This window comes from Nonomuraea sp. NPDC049750, assembly GCF_040659625.1.
Classification (GTDB): Bacteria; Actinomycetota; Actinomycetes; order Streptosporangiales; family Streptosporangiaceae; genus Nonomuraea.
On the sequence record NZ_JBFANB010000003.1, the window covers coordinates 335,051 to 351,230 of the forward strand.

Here is a 16,180-nt window from a genome sequence, read left to right on the forward strand (position 1 = left end):
ACGTGGAGTCCCCTCAGTAGTAGTTACGCATGAGTTCGGTCGACCAGTGCGGCTGTACGACCTCGCCCTGCGGGCCGAACTCCGCCATGTAGGGCTTGAGATCGAGGACCGGGCTGCCGTCGATGGCGTCCAGACCGCGTACGCGTACGTCGAGGCCGTCGACGCCGAGCAGGCGGCAGCGGGAGACGCCCAGCCGGTTCGGGCGGTTCTTGCCACGCTGGGCGAAGATGCCCACCAGCGGCCAGTCCGGGTTGCCTCTGGGACGGCGGGCCGAGGTGTTCACCGAGGCCGGGTCCACGAGGTGGAACTGGAAGACCACCTCCAGGTGCGAGAACGCCTCCAAACCGGCCAGGGAGTCCGGCGCGAAGCGGCTCCCGTCGAGCCGGATCACGGCCTCCTCGGTGTTCCAGTCGTCGTCGAACGCCTCGGTACGCCCGCCGACGACGGTCCCCACCGGCTGCAGGCTCACATGTTCCATAACTCAGGACCGTAAGGGCCGCGCCGCCCCGGCCGAATCCGTCACGGCGACCGGTACCTGGGAGGGCGGCTCACGGGATTCGGTCGCCGGTTAGGTAGGGTCGGGCAGCATGATCGGCCGACATGCGGAGATCGCCCTCCTGCGGGAGATGATCGCCGAGTCCGGGGCCGGCCAGGGCAACGCCATCGTGGTGTACGGCCAGGCCGGAATCGGCAAATCGGCGCTGCTGGCGGAGATCGCCCGGACAGCCGGCGGGGACCCGCTGGTGCTCCGCGTCACCGGCGTCGAGGCCGAGGCCGAGCTGCCCTTCGCCGCCCTGCACATGCTGCTGGGGCCGGCCCGGCAGCTCATCACGGAGCTCCCGGCCGCCCAGCGGGACGCCTTGCGCGGCGCGTTCGGCCAGAGCGAGGGCGGGGCCCAGGACCGGTTCCTGGTCGGCCTCGCGGTGCTGACCCTGCTCGCCGACCTCGCCGGCGAACGCCCCCTGCTGTGCCTCGTGGACGACGTGCAGTGGCTGGACCGTGCCTCGGTGGACGCGCTGGTGTTCGCGGCCCGCCGGCTGGGCGCCGAGCGGATCACCATGATCCTGGCCGCTCGCGACGACGGTACGGAGCGGCCCGTCGACGGGGTACCCGAGCTGCGGCTCGCCGGTCTCGCCCGGCCCGACTGCGAGGCGCTGCTGGCCGAGGTGGCGGCCGATCTGGTGCCCGAGGCGCGGGACCGGGTGATCGAGGAGGCCGAGGGGAATCCCTTGGCGCTGCTGGAGTTCGCCGGGACCCTCACTCCCGAGCAGCGGGCCGGCCGGCTGAGCCCGCTGCCCCTGCAACCACCCCGGCTCTCCCTGGCCGGCCGCCTCGAACAGTCGCTGCGTGCCGCGATCCGGCTGCTCCCCGAACGCACCCAGCGGCTGCTCCTGATCGCCGCGGCCGAGGACACCGGCGACCTGGACCTCGTCCTGCGGGCGGCACAGAGCTTCGAGGCGGCACAGAGCTTCGAGGCGGCGGAGGGGTTCGGGGCCGGGGCGGCGGAGGGCTTTGGACCTCGGATGGCGGAGGGTTCCGGGGGTCGGGCGGCTGGCTTCGGGGCCGCGGCAGCGGTGGGCTTCGGGGCCGGGTTGGCCGATCTGGAACCGGCCGAGCGCCGCCAGCTGGTGCGGGTCTCGGAGGATCGGCTGCGGTTCCGCCACCCGCTGGTCAAGACCGCCGCGTATCGCGAGGCGCCGCTCGCCCATCGGGTGGCCGCCCATCACGCGCTGGCGCGGGTCCTCGACGGCGACGAGCAGGCCGACCGCCGGGCCTGGCATCTGTCCGCCGCCGCGGTCGGGCCGGACGAGGAGACGTCGGCCGTACTGGCCGCGACCGGGGACCGTGCCCGGCAACGCGGCAGCCACGCCTCGGCCGCCACCGCGTACGAGCGGGCCGCGCAGCTGACCGTCGACCGGCGGCTGCGCGCTCAGTGGCTGGCCGCGGCCGCCGAGGCGGCGATCGGCACCGGGCAGCTGGCCCGCGCGGGCGCGGCCGCCGATCGGGGACGGCGCCTGACCGGGGATCCCGCGGTGCTGGCCCGGCTGGCCGCCGTACGGGCCGCGGTCGACGCCGAACACGGCGGACCGACGCCGGCCGCGCACACCCTGATCGAGGCCGCGGCGGGCATCGCCGGGAACGCGCCGGACGACGCGGCCTCCCTCCTCGCCACCGCCGCCGGTGAGGCCTGGTTCGCGGGCGACCGCGCCGCGCTCGGGCAGATCACGGAGCTCCTGGCCGCTCTCGGCCCGGGGATCGACGACTCCCTCGCGACGGTGGCCGGAGCGGTACGCGGCATGGAACGGGTGGCCGCGGGAGACCCGGCCGCCGGACTCCCACTCCTGCGCGCCGCCATCGTGCCGCTACGCGCGAGCCTTCCTACGCCCGCCGCCGGCCGGGTCATCGGGACGTACGCCGTGTTCAGCGCCCTGATGACCGGCGACGACGACGCCGCCTGCGAGATGGCGGCCGCGCAGGTGGACACCTACCGCGAACAGGGCCTGATCGGCGCTCTGCCGCACGCCCTCCAACTCCTCACCCAGGCGCAAATCCTCCACGGCCGGCACGCGGAGGCGGCGGCGTCAGGTGCCGAGGCGTGGCAGATCGCGCATGACACCGGGCAGGCCGGGCGGCTGCGCCACCTGCACGGCATCCTGGCCCGCCTCGCCGCCATAGAAGGCGATGACGAGAGGTGCGTAGGGCTCGCTCAGCAGGCCGAGGGCGCCGCCCAGGAACGCAACGGATCCGGCTGGGGCGGCTGCGCGTTGACCCTGCTCGACCTCGTACGCGCTCGCCACGAAGCGGTGGCCGAGCGGATGGCGCGGGTCCTCGACGGACCGCTCGGCCACACTGTGATCGTCACCTTCGCCATAGCCGACTACGTCGAGGCCTGCGTCCGCCTGGGCGAGCCGTCACTGGCCACCGAGGCGTTCGCCAGGTTCGACGCTTGGGCGGCGGCCAGTGCCCAGCCGTGGGCCGCCGCCGTCGCGTACCGTTGCCGGGCCCTGCTCGCCCCACCCGGCGAGGCCGAGGCGCACTACACCACCGCGCTCCAGCGGCACGCCCAGGGCGGGCGGCCGTTCGAGCGGGCCAGGACCGAGTTGCTGTACGGCGAGTGGCTGCGGCGGGGCCGCCGGCGGTCCGATGCCGGAGTGCGGCTGCGTGCCGCGATGGACCGGTTCGCCGCGCTGGGCGCGACCCTCTGGGCCGAACGCGCCCGTACGGAACTGGCCGCCACCGGCGCCCGCGCCGACCTGCCGGAGCCCGGCGGCCAAGCCAGACCACTCGACACGCTGACCCCTCAGGAACTGCAGGTCGTCCGGCTCGCCGCGACGGGCGCCACGAACCGGCAGATCGCCGCCCAGCTCTTCCTGAGCCCGCGAACGGTGGGGTTCCACCTGTACAAGGCGTACCCGAAGCTGGGCGTCTCCTCGCGCACGGACCTGGCGGGAATCGACCTGGGCTGGCCCGCCTGACGGAAACACCACGTGCCGCCTTTCCGCGGTGTGGAGAGGGCGGGATTTGTCGCCTTCCAGAGCTGCGACGTTAAGCTTTCTGATCGGCATGGCGTCCGCGCGTCGGCCACCGCTCAGGGGCCGATCTGATGGGCGAAACGCGGGTTGGAGGGATCGGCGACGTCGCGGCGAGAGATTTCTCCGGGACCGTGTCGATCCGCGGGCAGCTCGTTCGACATGTGGGTGTGAGGGCCGAGAGGCGGCCCCGCCGGATGAGGAGAACGCGATGTCGAAGTACATGCTGATCATGCGGGGCACCGATGAGTCGAACGCGGCCATGATGGCCGACATCGACGAGATGATGGCCACGACCCGCCAGTTCATCGAGGAGATGGTCAAGGCCGGCGTTCTCCTCGCGGCGGAGGGGCTGGATGATCCGGCCCGGGGCGTCGTGGTCGACTTCAGCGGTGAGGCCCCGGTGGTCACGGACGGGCCTTACGGAGAGACCAAGGAACTGTTCGGGGGCTACTTCCTGCTCGATGTCGCCTCGAAGCAGGAGGCGATCGAGTGGGCCAAGCGGGTCCCGGCGGCCCCCGGGTCCAAGATCGAGGTCCGGCGGGTGGCCGGGAGCGACGAGGTCCCGCAGGTCGACCAGTGATCGTCAACGACTGGGCCGGGTGCGAGAGCAACGGCCAGATCTGATGGGTGCGGCTGATGTCGAGGCCGTCTGGCGGATCGAGTCGGCGCGGATCGTCGCCGCGCTGACCCGGTTCACCGGCGATTTCGGGCTGGCCGAGGACGCGGCCCAGGAGGCGGTGGCCGAGGCGCTGGTGTCGTGGCCGCTCGCCTCTCCGGCCAATCCGGTCGGCTGGCTGATGGCCACGGCCCGGCGGCGGGCGATCGACGCGATCCGCCGCCGGACCGCCCTGCAGGACCGATACGCCCTGCTGGCGGCCGACCTGGCGGCCGACTCGGTGGTTGACGACGACATCGATCCCGACAAGATCGATGACGACGTGCTGGCGCTGATGTTCGTCAGCTGTCACCCGGTGCTCTCCCCGGAGGCTCGGGTGGCGCTGACCCTGCGCGTGGTCGGCGGCCTGTCCAGCGAGGAGATCGCCCGCGCGTTCCTCGTACCCGTGCCGACCGTGCAGGCCCGTATCACCCGGGGCAAGAAGACGATCGCGGCGGCCGGGGTGCCGTTCGAGCTGCCGCCGGCCGCCGAGCGCCGGGAACGGCTGGGCGGCGTGCTCAGCGTCCTCTACGTGATCTTCACCGAGGGGTCGACGGCCACGTCGGGCGACCGGTTGTTGCGCCCCGACGTCGCCTACGAGGCGATCCGGCTGGCCCGCACGCTGGCCGCGCTGCAGCCGGACGAACCGGAGGTGCATGGCCTGCTGGCGTTGTGCGAGCTGACGGCCGCGCGTTTCCCGGCCCGGACCGGCCCGGACGGTTCACCGATCCTGCTGGAGGATCAGGATCGGCGGCTGTGGGACTTCTCGGCGATCCGCCGTGGGCTGGCCGCGCTGGCCAAGGCATCGACGCGCGGCCTCGGCCCCTACGGCCTGCAGGCCGCGATCGCCGCCACCCACGCGTCGGCGCCCTCGGTCGAGGCGACCGACTGGGACCGGATCGTGGTGCTCTACGAGGCACTCGGCCGGGTCGCGCCCTCGCCGGTGGTCGAACTCAACCGGGCCGTCGCCGTGGCCATGGCCTCAGGCCCGGCGCGAGCCCTGGCCATCGTGGACGAGCTGATCGCCTCGGACCGGCTCCCCGGCTCGCATTTGGTCCCGACCGTACGCGGCGAGCTGCTGGCCCGGCTCGGACGGCAACCGGAAGCACGCGCCGAACTGGAGCTGGCGGCCCGGCTGTGCGCCAACCAGGGCGAACGCTCAGTGCTGCTGCGCAAGGCGGCCGAGCTGGGCTGAGGGCGTCATGCGGCGGCGAGTACCTCCGACTTGTCCGCCCGCGCGGCGCGGTCGTGGTGGCGGAGCACGGCGATCGTGACGGCGGCGAGGACGAGGAAGACCACCACGCCGACCGCCGCGACCGCGTTCAGCCCGGTGGTGAAGGCGTCCCTGGCGACCTCCAGTACGCCGGGCAGATCCTTGGCGACCGTCACCGCCGCGGTGATGCTGTCACGGGCACCCTCCACCGGCAGCGTGTCCGGCAGCCGGCCACGGTAGACGGCGGTGCCGAGGCTGCCCAGCACGGCCACGCCCACGGCCACCCCGAACTCACCGGAGGTCTCGCCGAGCGCCGCCGCCGATCCGGCCTTCTCCACCGGGGCGGCCGTCATGATCAGGCCGTTGCCCGCGCCCATCGGCACCGCGATCCCGGCGGAGGCGAGGATCAGGCCGGCCACGACCAGCCACGTACCGCCGACGCTGGGCACCTGGGTGTGCGCGAACAGCCCCACGGCGCCGACCACCAGCCCGCCCGCCATCGCGTACGCCGTCCCGAACCGGCGGGCGAGGACCGGGGCGAGCGTCAGCGCGGCGATCATCACGATGTTCTGCGGCACCAGCCACAGCCCGGCGCTCAGGGGCGACAACCCGGCGACCGTCTGCAGGTACGTCGTGGACATCAGCGTGGTGCCCGCCATGACCACGCCGCCGAGCAGCATGATCCCGAGGGTGGCGGCGAACGCGCGGTTGCCGAACAGGCGCAGGTCGAGCAGCGGACTGGCCAGACGGCGCTGGCGGCGGACGAACACCACGCCGACGCCCACACCGATCATGAGCGCGGCGACGGCCGGCGGGTTGACGCCGTTCCTGGCGACGTCCTTGAGCCCGTAGATGAACGGCAGGATGGCGGTCAGCGACAGCGCGACGCTGGCCGGGTCGAGCCGCCCGGCGGCCGGGTCGCGATACTCGGGCAGCAGCGCCCGCCCGGTGGCCAGCAGCAGCACCATGAACGGCACGCCGAGCAGGAACGCCGAACCCCACCAGAAGTGCTCCAGCAGCAGGCCGCCGACCAGCGGGCCGAGCGCCATGCCGACCATGAAGCAGCTGAACCAGATCCCGATCGCGGCGCCCATCTGCTTCGGATCCCGGAACATGTTGCGCAGCAACGCCATCGACGACGGCATCAGGGTGGCCCCCGCGACGCCCAGCAGGGCCCGGGTGGCGATGAGCATCTCGGCGCTGACCGAGAAGGCGGCCAGCACGGACGCGGCGCCGAAGCAGGCGGCGCCGATCATCAGGAGCCGGCGGCGGCCGATCCTGTCGCCCAGTGTTCCCATCGTGACCAGGAACCCGGCCAGCATGAACGAATAGATGTCCAGGATCCACAGCTGCTGCGGCGCGCTCGCGCCCAGACCGGCGCTCAGCCGCGGCAGCGCCAGGTAGAGGACGCTCCCGTCAAGGGAGAGAAGCAGGGCCACCGAGGCCAGGACGCCCAGCCCGAGCCATTCCCGTCGTCCGGCGAGGTTGTTGATCGTGTTTCCCATGCCTTCACGGTGCTGGAGCGGCCTTCAGATCCACTTCTCGTCCGCTTAAGGTGGCCCTTATGCGCTTTGGGGTGCTCGGGCCGCTGGCCGTATGGACCGACCAGGGGGAGCCCGTCACGATCCCCGGGCTGAAGGTCCGCGCGCTACTCGCCGACCTGCTGGTGGAGGAGGGCCGGCCGGTGTCGACCGACCGGCTCGTGGACGACCTGTGGGCGGGCGAACCGCCGGCCAAGTCCGCGGGCGCGCTCCAGGTGCGGGTCTCGCAGCTGCGGCGCGCGCTGGAGGAGGCCGAGCCGGGCGGCAAGAACCTGATCGTCTCGCGCGCGCCCGGCTACCTGCTCAAGGCCGCCGAGGGTACGGTCGACGCGGCGCGGTTCGCCGACCTGCTGGCCCGCGCCGAGACGGCCGAGAGCCCGCGGACCAGGGCGGAGCTGCTGTCCGACGCGCTGGCGCTGTGGCGCGGCCCGGCGTTCGCCGACTTCGCCGACGAGGAGTACACCAGGTCCGCGATCCTCCGGCTGGAGGAGCAGCGGCTGTCCGCCCTGGAACAGCAGGCCGAGGCGCGGCTGGAGCTGGGCGAGCACGGCCTGCTCGTGGGCGAGCTCGGTGACCTGGTGGCCCGCAATCCGCTGAGGGAGCGGCTGCGGGCCGTACACATGCGGGCCCTGTACCGCGCGGGACGGCAGAGCGAGGCGCTGGCCAGCTACGCCGACCTGCGCGAGCGGCTGGCCGAGGAGCTCGGCCTCGACCCCGGGCCCGAGCTGGCCGCGCTGCACCAGGCCATACTCGGCCAGGACCCGGCGCTGAGCAGCCCGGCCGACCGGCCCGTCACGAACCTGCCCGCCTCGCTCAGCGACCTGATCGGCCGGGACGGAGCGCTGGCGGAGGTCCGTACCCTGCTGGAGAGCAACCGGCTCGTCACCCTGACCGGCAGCGGCGGTGTCGGCAAGACCCGGCTGGCGCTGGAGAGCGCCACCCGGCTCGCCGACGCGTACGCGGACGGCGCGTGGCTGGTCGAGCTGGCCCCCCTCGACCGGGGGACGCGCGCTCCGGACCTCGACGGGCGACCCTCGGACCTCGCCGTGCGGGCACCGATTGACGGGCGGGCGGTCGCGGAGAATGCGGCGGCGGCGCTCGACGTCCAGGCGGTGGCGGAGACCGTCGCGGCGGCGCTGGACATCCGGGAGGAGTCCGACGGGACGCCCCTGGTCGACCGGCTGGCCGACGCGCTTCGCTCCCGGAAACTCCTGCTCGTCCTCGACAACTGCGAGCACGTGATCGAGCGGGTCGCCGAGCTGACCGGCCGGTTGCTGCGGGCCGCTCCCGGGCTGCGCGTGCTGGCCACCAGCCGGGAACCGCTGGCGGTGGCCGGTGAGGTGCTGTGGAGCGTGCCGCCGTTGAACGTACCGGCCGGCGCCGACCCCGATGAGGTGGCGCGGTCCGAGGCGGCCCAGCTGTTCGTGGCGCGGGCCGCCGCCTCCGCCCGCGGCTTCACGCTCGACGAGGGCAACGCCGGGGCGGTCGCGCAGCTCTGCCGGCGGCTCGACGGCATCCCGCTGGCTCTGGAGCTGGCCGCGACGCGGGTACGCGCGCTCGGCGTGCACGGGGTGGTGGCCAGGCTCGATGACCGCTTCCGGCTGCTCGCCTCCGGGCAGCGCGGCGCGCCGCCGCGTCAGCAGACACTGATGGCGGTGATCGACTGGAGCTGGCAGCTGCTCACGGAGCCCGAACGCGCCGTCCTGCGCCGCCTGGCCGTCCACGCCGACGGCTGCACGCTGGAGGCCGCGGAGGAGACCTGCGCGGAGGACGGGCTCGACGTGCTCGACCTGCTCGCGCGGCTGGTCGACCGCTCGCTGGTGGTCGTGGCCGACGGTACGGGGGGCATGCGGTACCGGCTGCTGGAGTCGGTGGCCGAATACTGCCTGGAGCGGCTGGCCGAGGCGGGTGAGCTGGATCGGGTACGGCAGGCGCACTCGGCCTACTACACGGCGCTGGCCGTACAGGCTGAGCCGTTTCTCTACGGGCACGCCCAGCGGGAGTGGCTGCTGCGGCTGGACGCGGAGGCCGCGAACATGCGGGCGGCGCTCGACGCGGCCGCGGCGGCGGGGGACGCGGCCGGTGCGCTGACGCTGGTGAACGCGCTGGCCTGGTACTGGGTGCTGCGCGGCCGGCTGGCCGAGGGGCGCCGGTCCCTGGAGTCAGCCCTGGCCATCGGGGACGGCGGCGCTGTTCCTGAGGTGGGGGCTGTTGGTGACGGTGGCGCTGTTCAGGACTTCGGTGTGTCGAGCTCGGCTCGGGCCAGGGCGGGGGCGTGGCGGGCCGGGTTCGCCGTCATGCGGGGGGAGGACATCGACTGGCGGTCCGCCGTGGATCGGGTGGCGGATCCGGGCGTACGGGCCAGGGCCGAGTGGTTTATCGGCTCGTCGGCGCTCGACATGGTGACCGGGCAGGAGCTGGTGACGAGCGCGCTGGCGACGTTCCGGGCCATGGGCGATGAGTGGGGGATCGCCGCGGCCCTGAGCTGCCGGGCGCGGGACGCCTTCACGCGACGGGACTTCGTGGCCCTCGAACGCGACGGTGAGGAGAGCGCCCGGCTGTTCCGGCAGCTCGGCGACCGGTGGGGAGTGCTCCAGGCCACGGAGTGGCTCGGCGGGCTGGCCGAGATGGGGGGCGACGCGGAACGGGCCAGGCGGCTGTTCGCCGACGGGCTGCGGATGGCGGAGGACCTCGGGCTCTGGCCGGAGGTGGCCGGGCGCACCGCGTGGCTGGGCTGGATGGAGCTGGGGGCGGGCGAGTTCGAGCGGGCCATGGAGCTGTGCGGGCGGGCCCTGCACATCGCCTCCGGGCAGGGCCATCAAGAGACCACGATCATGGCCGAGATGGGGCTCGCCTATGCCGAGCGCCGGGCCGGCCACCTCGACCTGGCGGAGCAGCGCCTGAACCACCTGCTCGAAGGGATCGCCAGGGGTCCCGGCGTCGAGCCCGCCCTGCACCTGCCGGACACACTCGTCGAGCTCGGCTTCCTCATCGAGCGGCGCGGCGACGTCGCGACCGCCAGGGACCTGCACCTGGAGGCGCTCACGGCGGCGCAGCGCATCGGCGACCCGCGCTCGGCGACGTGGGCCGTGGAGGGCCTGGCCTCCGCCGTGGCCGCCGGGGGCGGCCACGAACGGGCCGCCCGGTTGCTGGGGCTGGCGGCGGGCGTCCGCGAGCACAACCAGACGCCCGCCGCGCCGTCGGAGGCGGCCGAGATCACGCGGGTCACCGAGGCGGTCGTGGAGGCGTTGGGGGAGGCGGCGTTCGGCATCGCGTACGAGCAAGGCGGCAGGCTGAAACTCGAGGACGCGGCCGACCTGAGCCCGTAAGGCCATCAAGAGCCGGTGAAAGCCATCAGGCCCAGCACCAGGAGCCTGCGAAGCCGTCGAGCCCAGCGCCCGGAGCCTGCGAAGCCATCAAGCCCAGCGCCCGGATCGCGCTCAGCGCAGGCCCATCGGGATCCGGGCCCGAACCGTGAACCCGCCGCCGGACCGTACCCCGGCGCTCAGCTCACCACCGACCACACTGACGCGCTCCCGTAACCCGACCAGCCCCCGCCCGCCACCACGCCCCAGTCCGGGACGGCTGGGTCCGTCCGTGGTGATCTCCACCTCCATCCACTCCTCGCCATGGCGCACATGGACCAGCGTGCGTTCGCCCGCAGCGTGCTTCACCGCGTTGGTGAGCGCCTCCTGGACGACCCGGTAGGCGGCCACCTCCGCGGCCTTCTCCATAGCGCCCGGCTGTCCGTCCTCGACCAGTTCCACTGGCTGCCCGGCGCCCCGGGTCCGCGCCACCAGATCGGGCAGCCGGCTCACTGACGGCTCGCGGCCTTCTCCGTCCGCGTCCGGCGTACCGTCCAGCGCGCCGAGCAGGTAGCGCAGGTCGGTCAGCGCGTGGCGGCCCGTCTCGCTGATCGCCTCCAGGCCGGTCGTGACCCGCTCGGGCTGCCCGGCCAGGAACTGCGCCGCGTCGGCCTGGACCACCATCGCCGTCACGTGGTGGGTGACCACGTCGTGCAGCTCCCGCGCGATCCGCGCGCGCTCCGCCGCGACGACCGCCGCCTCGGCCAGCCGTACCCGCTCCGCCTCTGCGGCGCTCCGCTCCCGTACGACGACACCAGTGGCCCAGCACGCCACCAGGAACAGCAGGAAGGTCGTGTAGTCCAGCGGACGTTCCGGCGACCCCAACTCGTCCAGGGCGACAGCGAGCCCCACGTACGCCACCACCGCCACCACCGCCACCACGGTGAACGACCGACGCCGCAGGTGGGCGCCCACGCTGTACAACGCGACGATCAGCCCGAGCGCCGCGAACGCCGTGGGATAGCGCAGCAGCTGAAACGCCATGAACGCCCCGCCGACCACCGCCAGACACCCGGCGGGCCACCGCCGCCGCATGACCAACGGCAGGCTCTGCGCCAGAATCAGCAGCACTCCCACCGCGTCCAGCGGCAGGTCCGGCAGGTCCGCCAGATCGACGCCCTGATGAGCGATCCCGGGCACGAACGACAACCCGGCCAACGTCCCCGCCAGCACGACATCCGCCAGCACGACATCCGTCCGTCGACTCCACGGCGCCGCCATCGCCATCAGCCGGAAAGAGGCCGCCAGTCGAGACACGCCCGCCAGCCTAACGGGACCCCGTCCGGCCTGACGCTGTCGCCGACCTCAGGGCGAGAGGCGGGGACCTCAAGACGGGAGGCAGAGGGCCTCAGGGCGAGAGGCGGCGGCTCAGCCAGGCCAGGGCGAGCGGGTAGCGATACTCGATGGCGCCGTGCCCGGCGTCGAAGAGCTCGAAGTAGATCCGCTCATCGGGCACTCCCGCCACCTCCAGCGCCCGCCGGAACGCGGTGGCGCCGAAGTCCAGGAAGTACTCGTCCTTGTTGCCCGCATCCACCCAGATCGCCCGCATCGACCGCAGCGCCTCGGCGTACTCGGGCCGCGCCGCCATGAGCACCGGGTCGCGGGCCAGCCAGCGCTCCCACACCTCGGGTATGACGGCGCCCGTGTCGTCGAACGGCAGGCGGACCGTGCCGTCCTCGTCGGCCGAGTACGCCGCCGCGTAGGCGTACATCTCCAGCAGTTCGAGGTCGCTGTCCCTGGTCCCGGCGATTCTGCTCCGGAAGTCGGACAGGAACTTGTCGTACGAACCGCCGTACATGTCGCGTAGCTGCCGCGCGACGACCGGCAGCCCGGACCGGAAACTGACCTCGAACAGCGCGTCGCCCGCATGAGTGGCCAGCGCCCCGAACACGTCCGGCCGCAGCATGGCGGTGACCATCGCCCCGCCGCCCCCACTGGACTTGCCGGTGACCGCGCGGTGGTCGCGGCCGGCCAGCGTACGGTAGTGGGCGTCCACCCACGGTACGACCTCGTCGCACAGGTAGGAGTGGTAGCGGCCGGTGGCGGGCGAGTCGAGAAACTGGCTGCCGCCCAGCGAGGTCCACGCGTCGACGTAGACGACGATCGCGGGCGGCACGTCACCGGCCGAGAACACGCCGTCGGCCAGCTCCGGGTACGTCCGCCGGAACGGCGTCCGGTTGAACCACATGGCGACATGCGCGGTATAGCCCTGCAGCACATAGATGGTCGGATAACGCCGCTCGGGGTGATCGTCGTACCCCGGGGGGACGTACACGTACAGGGGCCGCTCATGCGGATCCCCAAGGGGGTTGCCGCGCAGCAGCACGCTGTCGATGACGTTGTGGTCGAGGCGACCGGCCAGCTCGTCGGACCAGGGCAGCATGGGCTTCCTCTCGTTGGCCGGTGTCAGCCGGCCGAGATGTCGATCCCCGATGGGCACTTGGAGATCAGCGTCTTGAATTCCCTGTTAGTTCCCTGAAGGGATCAGGCAACTCGGACAGGCGTAGCCTGCTTTGGGCCGCTCCCGTGCTTGGCAAGCGTGAGCACGGGGGTGGCTTTGGCGTGGTGGAAGCCGGTCCGATGGTGGGAGTTCCTGACATGCCCTGTCCGGTGCGGCTGGTGCCGTCCCGGCTTGGGTGCATGGCCCGCCGGACGCTGTCCACCGCTGGTGGGCGGTGGGGCGGGCACCGTGCGCCGGTCGGGCACACGGCTGGAGGTCATTGCTTGGTCGGCCGGGTTGTTCGCTGAGTGGACGGCCGAGGTGTCGTTCAGGTTGTTGATCGGGTTGTTGAGGGTGCGGGTGGGTCGTTTCGGGGTGGGGCGGTTCTTGGCTCTGTCGCGTGCTGCTGGTCGGGGATGCAGGTCTGCTCGGGTGCGGCGGGCGCGCCGGGCCGCGCGGGTGAGTTTGCGTCGTGGTCGGGCGCGGGCCACGTTGCCCTCCACGACGGCGTGGATGGTGCGCACGCCGGTGGAGCGGTGGGTGCGGGTGGCGTTTTGGCCGAGCAGGCCGCGTGCGAGGATCCGCTCGGCCGCTGCCCAGTCCCGGTCACAGGATAGGCAGCAGGCCGGGCAGTACGCCCACCTCCAGCCCCGTTCGCCGGCCCGATCCGGAGCCGGGCAATGCCTCAGTATCGATGTGCCGGCTCCGCAGCGGGGGCAGTACCTTGAGGTGCCGCGCGCCGGGACGGTGACCACCGCGATGGAGTGTCTGGCCGCCAGGTGCCGGATCGCCTCGACGATCTTCCCGCGCATCTGCCCCGACAGCCGCGCGTTCACGCTCCCCCGGCGCCCGCGCGCCTCCAGGGTCGCCAGGTCCTCCAGGTAGATGATCGTCGCCCCGGCGCTCACGGCGTGGTCGACCGCCCAGCGTGCCGCCGACCAGGCCAGCGCCTTGTTCAGGTTCCGGAAGCGGGCGCACAACCGCTCATGCTCAACCCCGATGCGCTGCCAGGCCGTACGCAACGCGGCGTAGCGGGAATCGGCGGGCGTGATGCCCGCCAGAAGCCTTTCCAGGTGCCGGTGTTTGGCGGCCAGGTGCTCACGCTCGGCCCGCAACCGGTGCAACTTGGCCGACACACCGCTCGCGTCGTAGGTGAACGGCCGCCCATCACTGATCACTCGGCCATCGGCCAACTCCCCTACCGTGCCGGCCAGGAGGGTGTTGAGGCCCCAGTCGAAGCCGCACCCGACCGTATGACCCGTGGCGGGCGCGACACCGATCGGGATCCGGAACGGCAGGTCAACGCGCACCCGACCCTTGCTCACTCGCGCAGTGGGCGTCAACAACGTCGCCTCCGGCGTGACGGTCGGCGGCAACGCGACCGGCAGCACATGCCACGCCCAGTCCCTGCCGGAGGCGGGAAACTCGACCAGCGGAAGCCGCACCCGCAGTCGGGCGCTACGACTGCCAGAACGCTCCAAGGTCACCAACTGCCGGTCGGCCGCCGCCAAGACCACCTGCGCCGCAACGTCCGGCGGCTCCTCCAACTCGATCAGATCAGCCGGGAACGCGCCATACTCGTCGTGATAGGCGCGAACCTGCCGGGTCCGGTTCCGGATGTCCGCTGCCGTCACCCCGTCCGGCAGCAGCGCGCGCAGCGCGTCCCATTCCGCGCCGGTGCGCGCACCCGTAGCCTGCGGCCAGGTCGCCACGATCGCCGCCACCAGCCGGCGCCGGTACAGCGCCAGCCGCAAGGCACGGGCGGCCTGCTCTTGGGCGCACCGCAGCACCCGATCGCACACATGTACGCCCGAGGGCGGACCCACGCCCCAGCCCAGCCGACGCAGGGCCATCCAGCCCTTCGACGGCAACACCCGCCCATCCGGCCCCACCCCGGACGCCAAAGCGTCCAGATCAACCGGATTCCACCGGGCGGCCACCAGGCGGGCGGTCAGGTCGCTGGCCAGAGCGGCCAGCCAGGCCACCCGCCGCGCCACAAGCGGCTGAGGAACGACCTCACCACTCGCCTCCACCACCGCCGCATAGGCGGTGCACGAGGCAGTAGCGGTCAGTTCACTCATGCATCGCTCCGTCTCGGGGCAGGCGGAAGGCAAGACGGGCGGAAGGCGGGGTGGGCGGACGGTGACGCCCGCGCTCGGATCGGCCGCCCAGTGAGCACTGCCCGACAGTCGGCGACCACGTGCGGGCGAGGGCGCCGGCCGGGCGGCGGTCGCGACAACGGCCGGGTGGCGGTCGTGGCAACGGCCGCACCGCATGGTCGGCGCGGCCCGATCGCAAGAGAGCTGGTATGCCCCCATGTCTGTCTGCACCCCCGCCCCCCGGAACACAACATCACGATCGGCAACCGAAAGATTACCATCGGTTGGCCCTGGCGGATAGAACAAGTGAACGACAACACTCCGATCTGCCCGCCCGCCAGGCCAGAACCAGCCGCAGCCATCGCATCGCAAGCCTGCAGACTCAGCAACACCGCAGACAACCGAGCCGACGAGAACCCCGCCAACCCACGACGCGCCCTGCGAACCGATCATCGGCCCGGCCGCCGCCGACCAAGAGGAAACCTCGACAGATCATGGCGGATGTTCAGGTTTCCTAGCGAATATGCGCAGCGGTTCATACCCTGCCACCTCCGCTTTGCCGTTGCGCGGACGTCCGGGGCGCCGGGGGTCGCTAGGCTTCCTCCGTGGACAGCGCAGAACTGAAGGACCGGGTACGCGAGCTGCGAGCCGAAGGCAGGTCTCCCAAGGAGATCGCCCGCACGCTGGGGGTTTCGCCGTCGGTGGTGGCCCCGCTCGTCCGGGCCGTGGCGGCCGAGGGCAGCGCGGCGGCGGGGGAGCCCGAGGTGGCCGGCTGCTGGATCAACGTCGGCTGGAGCAACGGCCTGACCGTCGACCCCGCCCGAGGCTGGATCGACGAGAAGCCGGATGCCGACGGGCTGGACGGCAAGGTGTGCGTGCTGGTGGCCCGGCGGCACAAGTGGGACCGGATGACGGTCTGCGGCTACCTCGCCGACGTCTACTGCACGGGCGTCAAGGACCTGATCGGGCCGGACGTCATTGACGGCCGGCAGCTCAGCAGGTTCCGCGAGTACTTCTTCAGCGACTACGCGGGCTGGCAGGAGGCGCCGATCGAGCTGGCTCAGCATCTCGTCTTCGGTTCGGTCGACTATGCCCGCACGCTGGGCCTGGAGCCGTTCGTGACCTTCGACTCGGCCTCCCACGTCCTGGGCACCTGGGAGGGTGGCCCGTCGGCGATCACTTTCGGCCGCGACGGAAGGCCGTTCTACGTCCCGGGCGAGAATGACGAGGCCGGCAAGATCGTCAGAATCTTGGAGCGCGAAGTAGGCCCGACGGGCTTCGACTCTTCCGTTGGATGATCCGGTGGTCTGGAGAGCCGACCCGGCGTGCTGACT

Annotated in this window: 10 protein-coding genes; 5 read left to right on the forward strand and 5 right to left on the reverse strand. The window is 72.6% G+C overall.

Features of this window, described 5'->3' with window-relative positions:
• Window positions 1-13: 13 nt before the first annotated feature.
• Window positions 14-478 (reverse strand): SAM-dependent methyltransferase, encoded by a 465-nt coding sequence (locus AB0J16_RS10080; protein WP_358536751.1) that lies wholly within the window; start codon window positions 476-478, stop codon window positions 14-16.
• A gap of 109 nt (window positions 479-587) precedes the next feature.
• Here AB0J16_RS10080 and AB0J16_RS10085 point away from each other — a divergent pair, with 109 nt between their 5' ends.
• From AB0J16_RS10085 to AB0J16_RS10095, 3 genes are all read left to right on the forward strand, one after another.
• Window positions 588-3,476 (forward strand): AAA family ATPase, encoded by a 2,889-nt coding sequence (locus tag AB0J16_RS10085; protein ID WP_358536753.1) that lies wholly within the window; start codon window positions 588-590, stop codon window positions 3,474-3,476.
• Window positions 3,477-3,741: 265 nt separating this feature from the next.
• Window positions 3,742-4,113 carry a YciI family protein gene (locus AB0J16_RS10090; RefSeq protein ID WP_358536755.1) on the forward strand — a complete coding sequence of 124 codons (372 nt, stop codon included), beginning with the start codon at window positions 3,742-3,744 and terminating at the stop codon, window positions 4,111-4,113.
• 43 nt (window positions 4,114-4,156) lie between these two features.
• A complete protein-coding gene (locus tag AB0J16_RS10095; protein WP_358536757.1) occupies window positions 4,157-5,383 on the forward strand; it encodes a DUF6596 domain-containing protein in 1,227 nt (408 codons plus the stop codon).
• 5 nt (window positions 5,384-5,388) lie between these two features.
• Here the strand turns inward: AB0J16_RS10095 and AB0J16_RS10100 are convergent, their stop codons facing one another.
• Window positions 5,389-6,906, reverse strand: coding sequence for an MFS transporter (locus AB0J16_RS10100; protein ID WP_358536760.1), 1,518 nt, complete (start codon window positions 6,904-6,906; stop codon window positions 5,389-5,391).
• A 59-nt stretch (window positions 6,907-6,965) separates the two neighbouring features.
• Between AB0J16_RS10100 and AB0J16_RS10105 the strand changes: the two genes are divergently transcribed.
• Window positions 6,966-10,271, forward strand: coding sequence for a BTAD domain-containing putative transcriptional regulator (locus tag AB0J16_RS10105; protein ID WP_358536763.1), 3,306 nt, complete (start codon window positions 6,966-6,968; stop codon window positions 10,269-10,271).
• A gap of 111 nt (window positions 10,272-10,382) precedes the next feature.
• Here the strand turns inward: AB0J16_RS10105 and AB0J16_RS10110 are convergent, their stop codons facing one another.
• The 3 genes from AB0J16_RS10110 to AB0J16_RS10120 all read right to left on the reverse strand — a co-directional run bounded on the left by AB0J16_RS10110 (window position 10,383) and on the right by AB0J16_RS10120 (window position 14,828).
• On the reverse strand, window positions 10,383-11,564 hold the full coding sequence (locus tag AB0J16_RS10110; RefSeq protein ID WP_358536765.1) for a histidine kinase: 1,182 nt from the start codon (window positions 11,562-11,564) through the stop codon (window positions 10,383-10,385).
• A gap of 91 nt (window positions 11,565-11,655) precedes the next feature.
• Window positions 11,656-12,690 carry an alpha/beta hydrolase-fold protein gene (locus AB0J16_RS10115; protein WP_358536768.1) on the reverse strand — a complete coding sequence of 345 codons (1,035 nt, stop codon included), beginning with the start codon at window positions 12,688-12,690 and terminating at the stop codon, window positions 11,656-11,658.
• A 101-nt stretch (window positions 12,691-12,791) separates the two neighbouring features.
• Entirely contained in the window at window positions 12,792-14,828 is a 2,037-nt protein-coding gene (locus tag AB0J16_RS10120) for a transposase (RefSeq protein WP_358536770.1), read from the reverse strand.
• 623 nt (window positions 14,829-15,451) lie between these two features.
• Here AB0J16_RS10120 and AB0J16_RS10125 point away from each other — a divergent pair.
• A complete protein-coding gene (locus AB0J16_RS10125; protein WP_358536773.1) occupies window positions 15,452-16,144 on the forward strand; it encodes a helix-turn-helix domain-containing protein in 693 nt (230 codons plus the stop codon).
• Window positions 16,145-16,180: the final 36 nt, after the last annotated feature.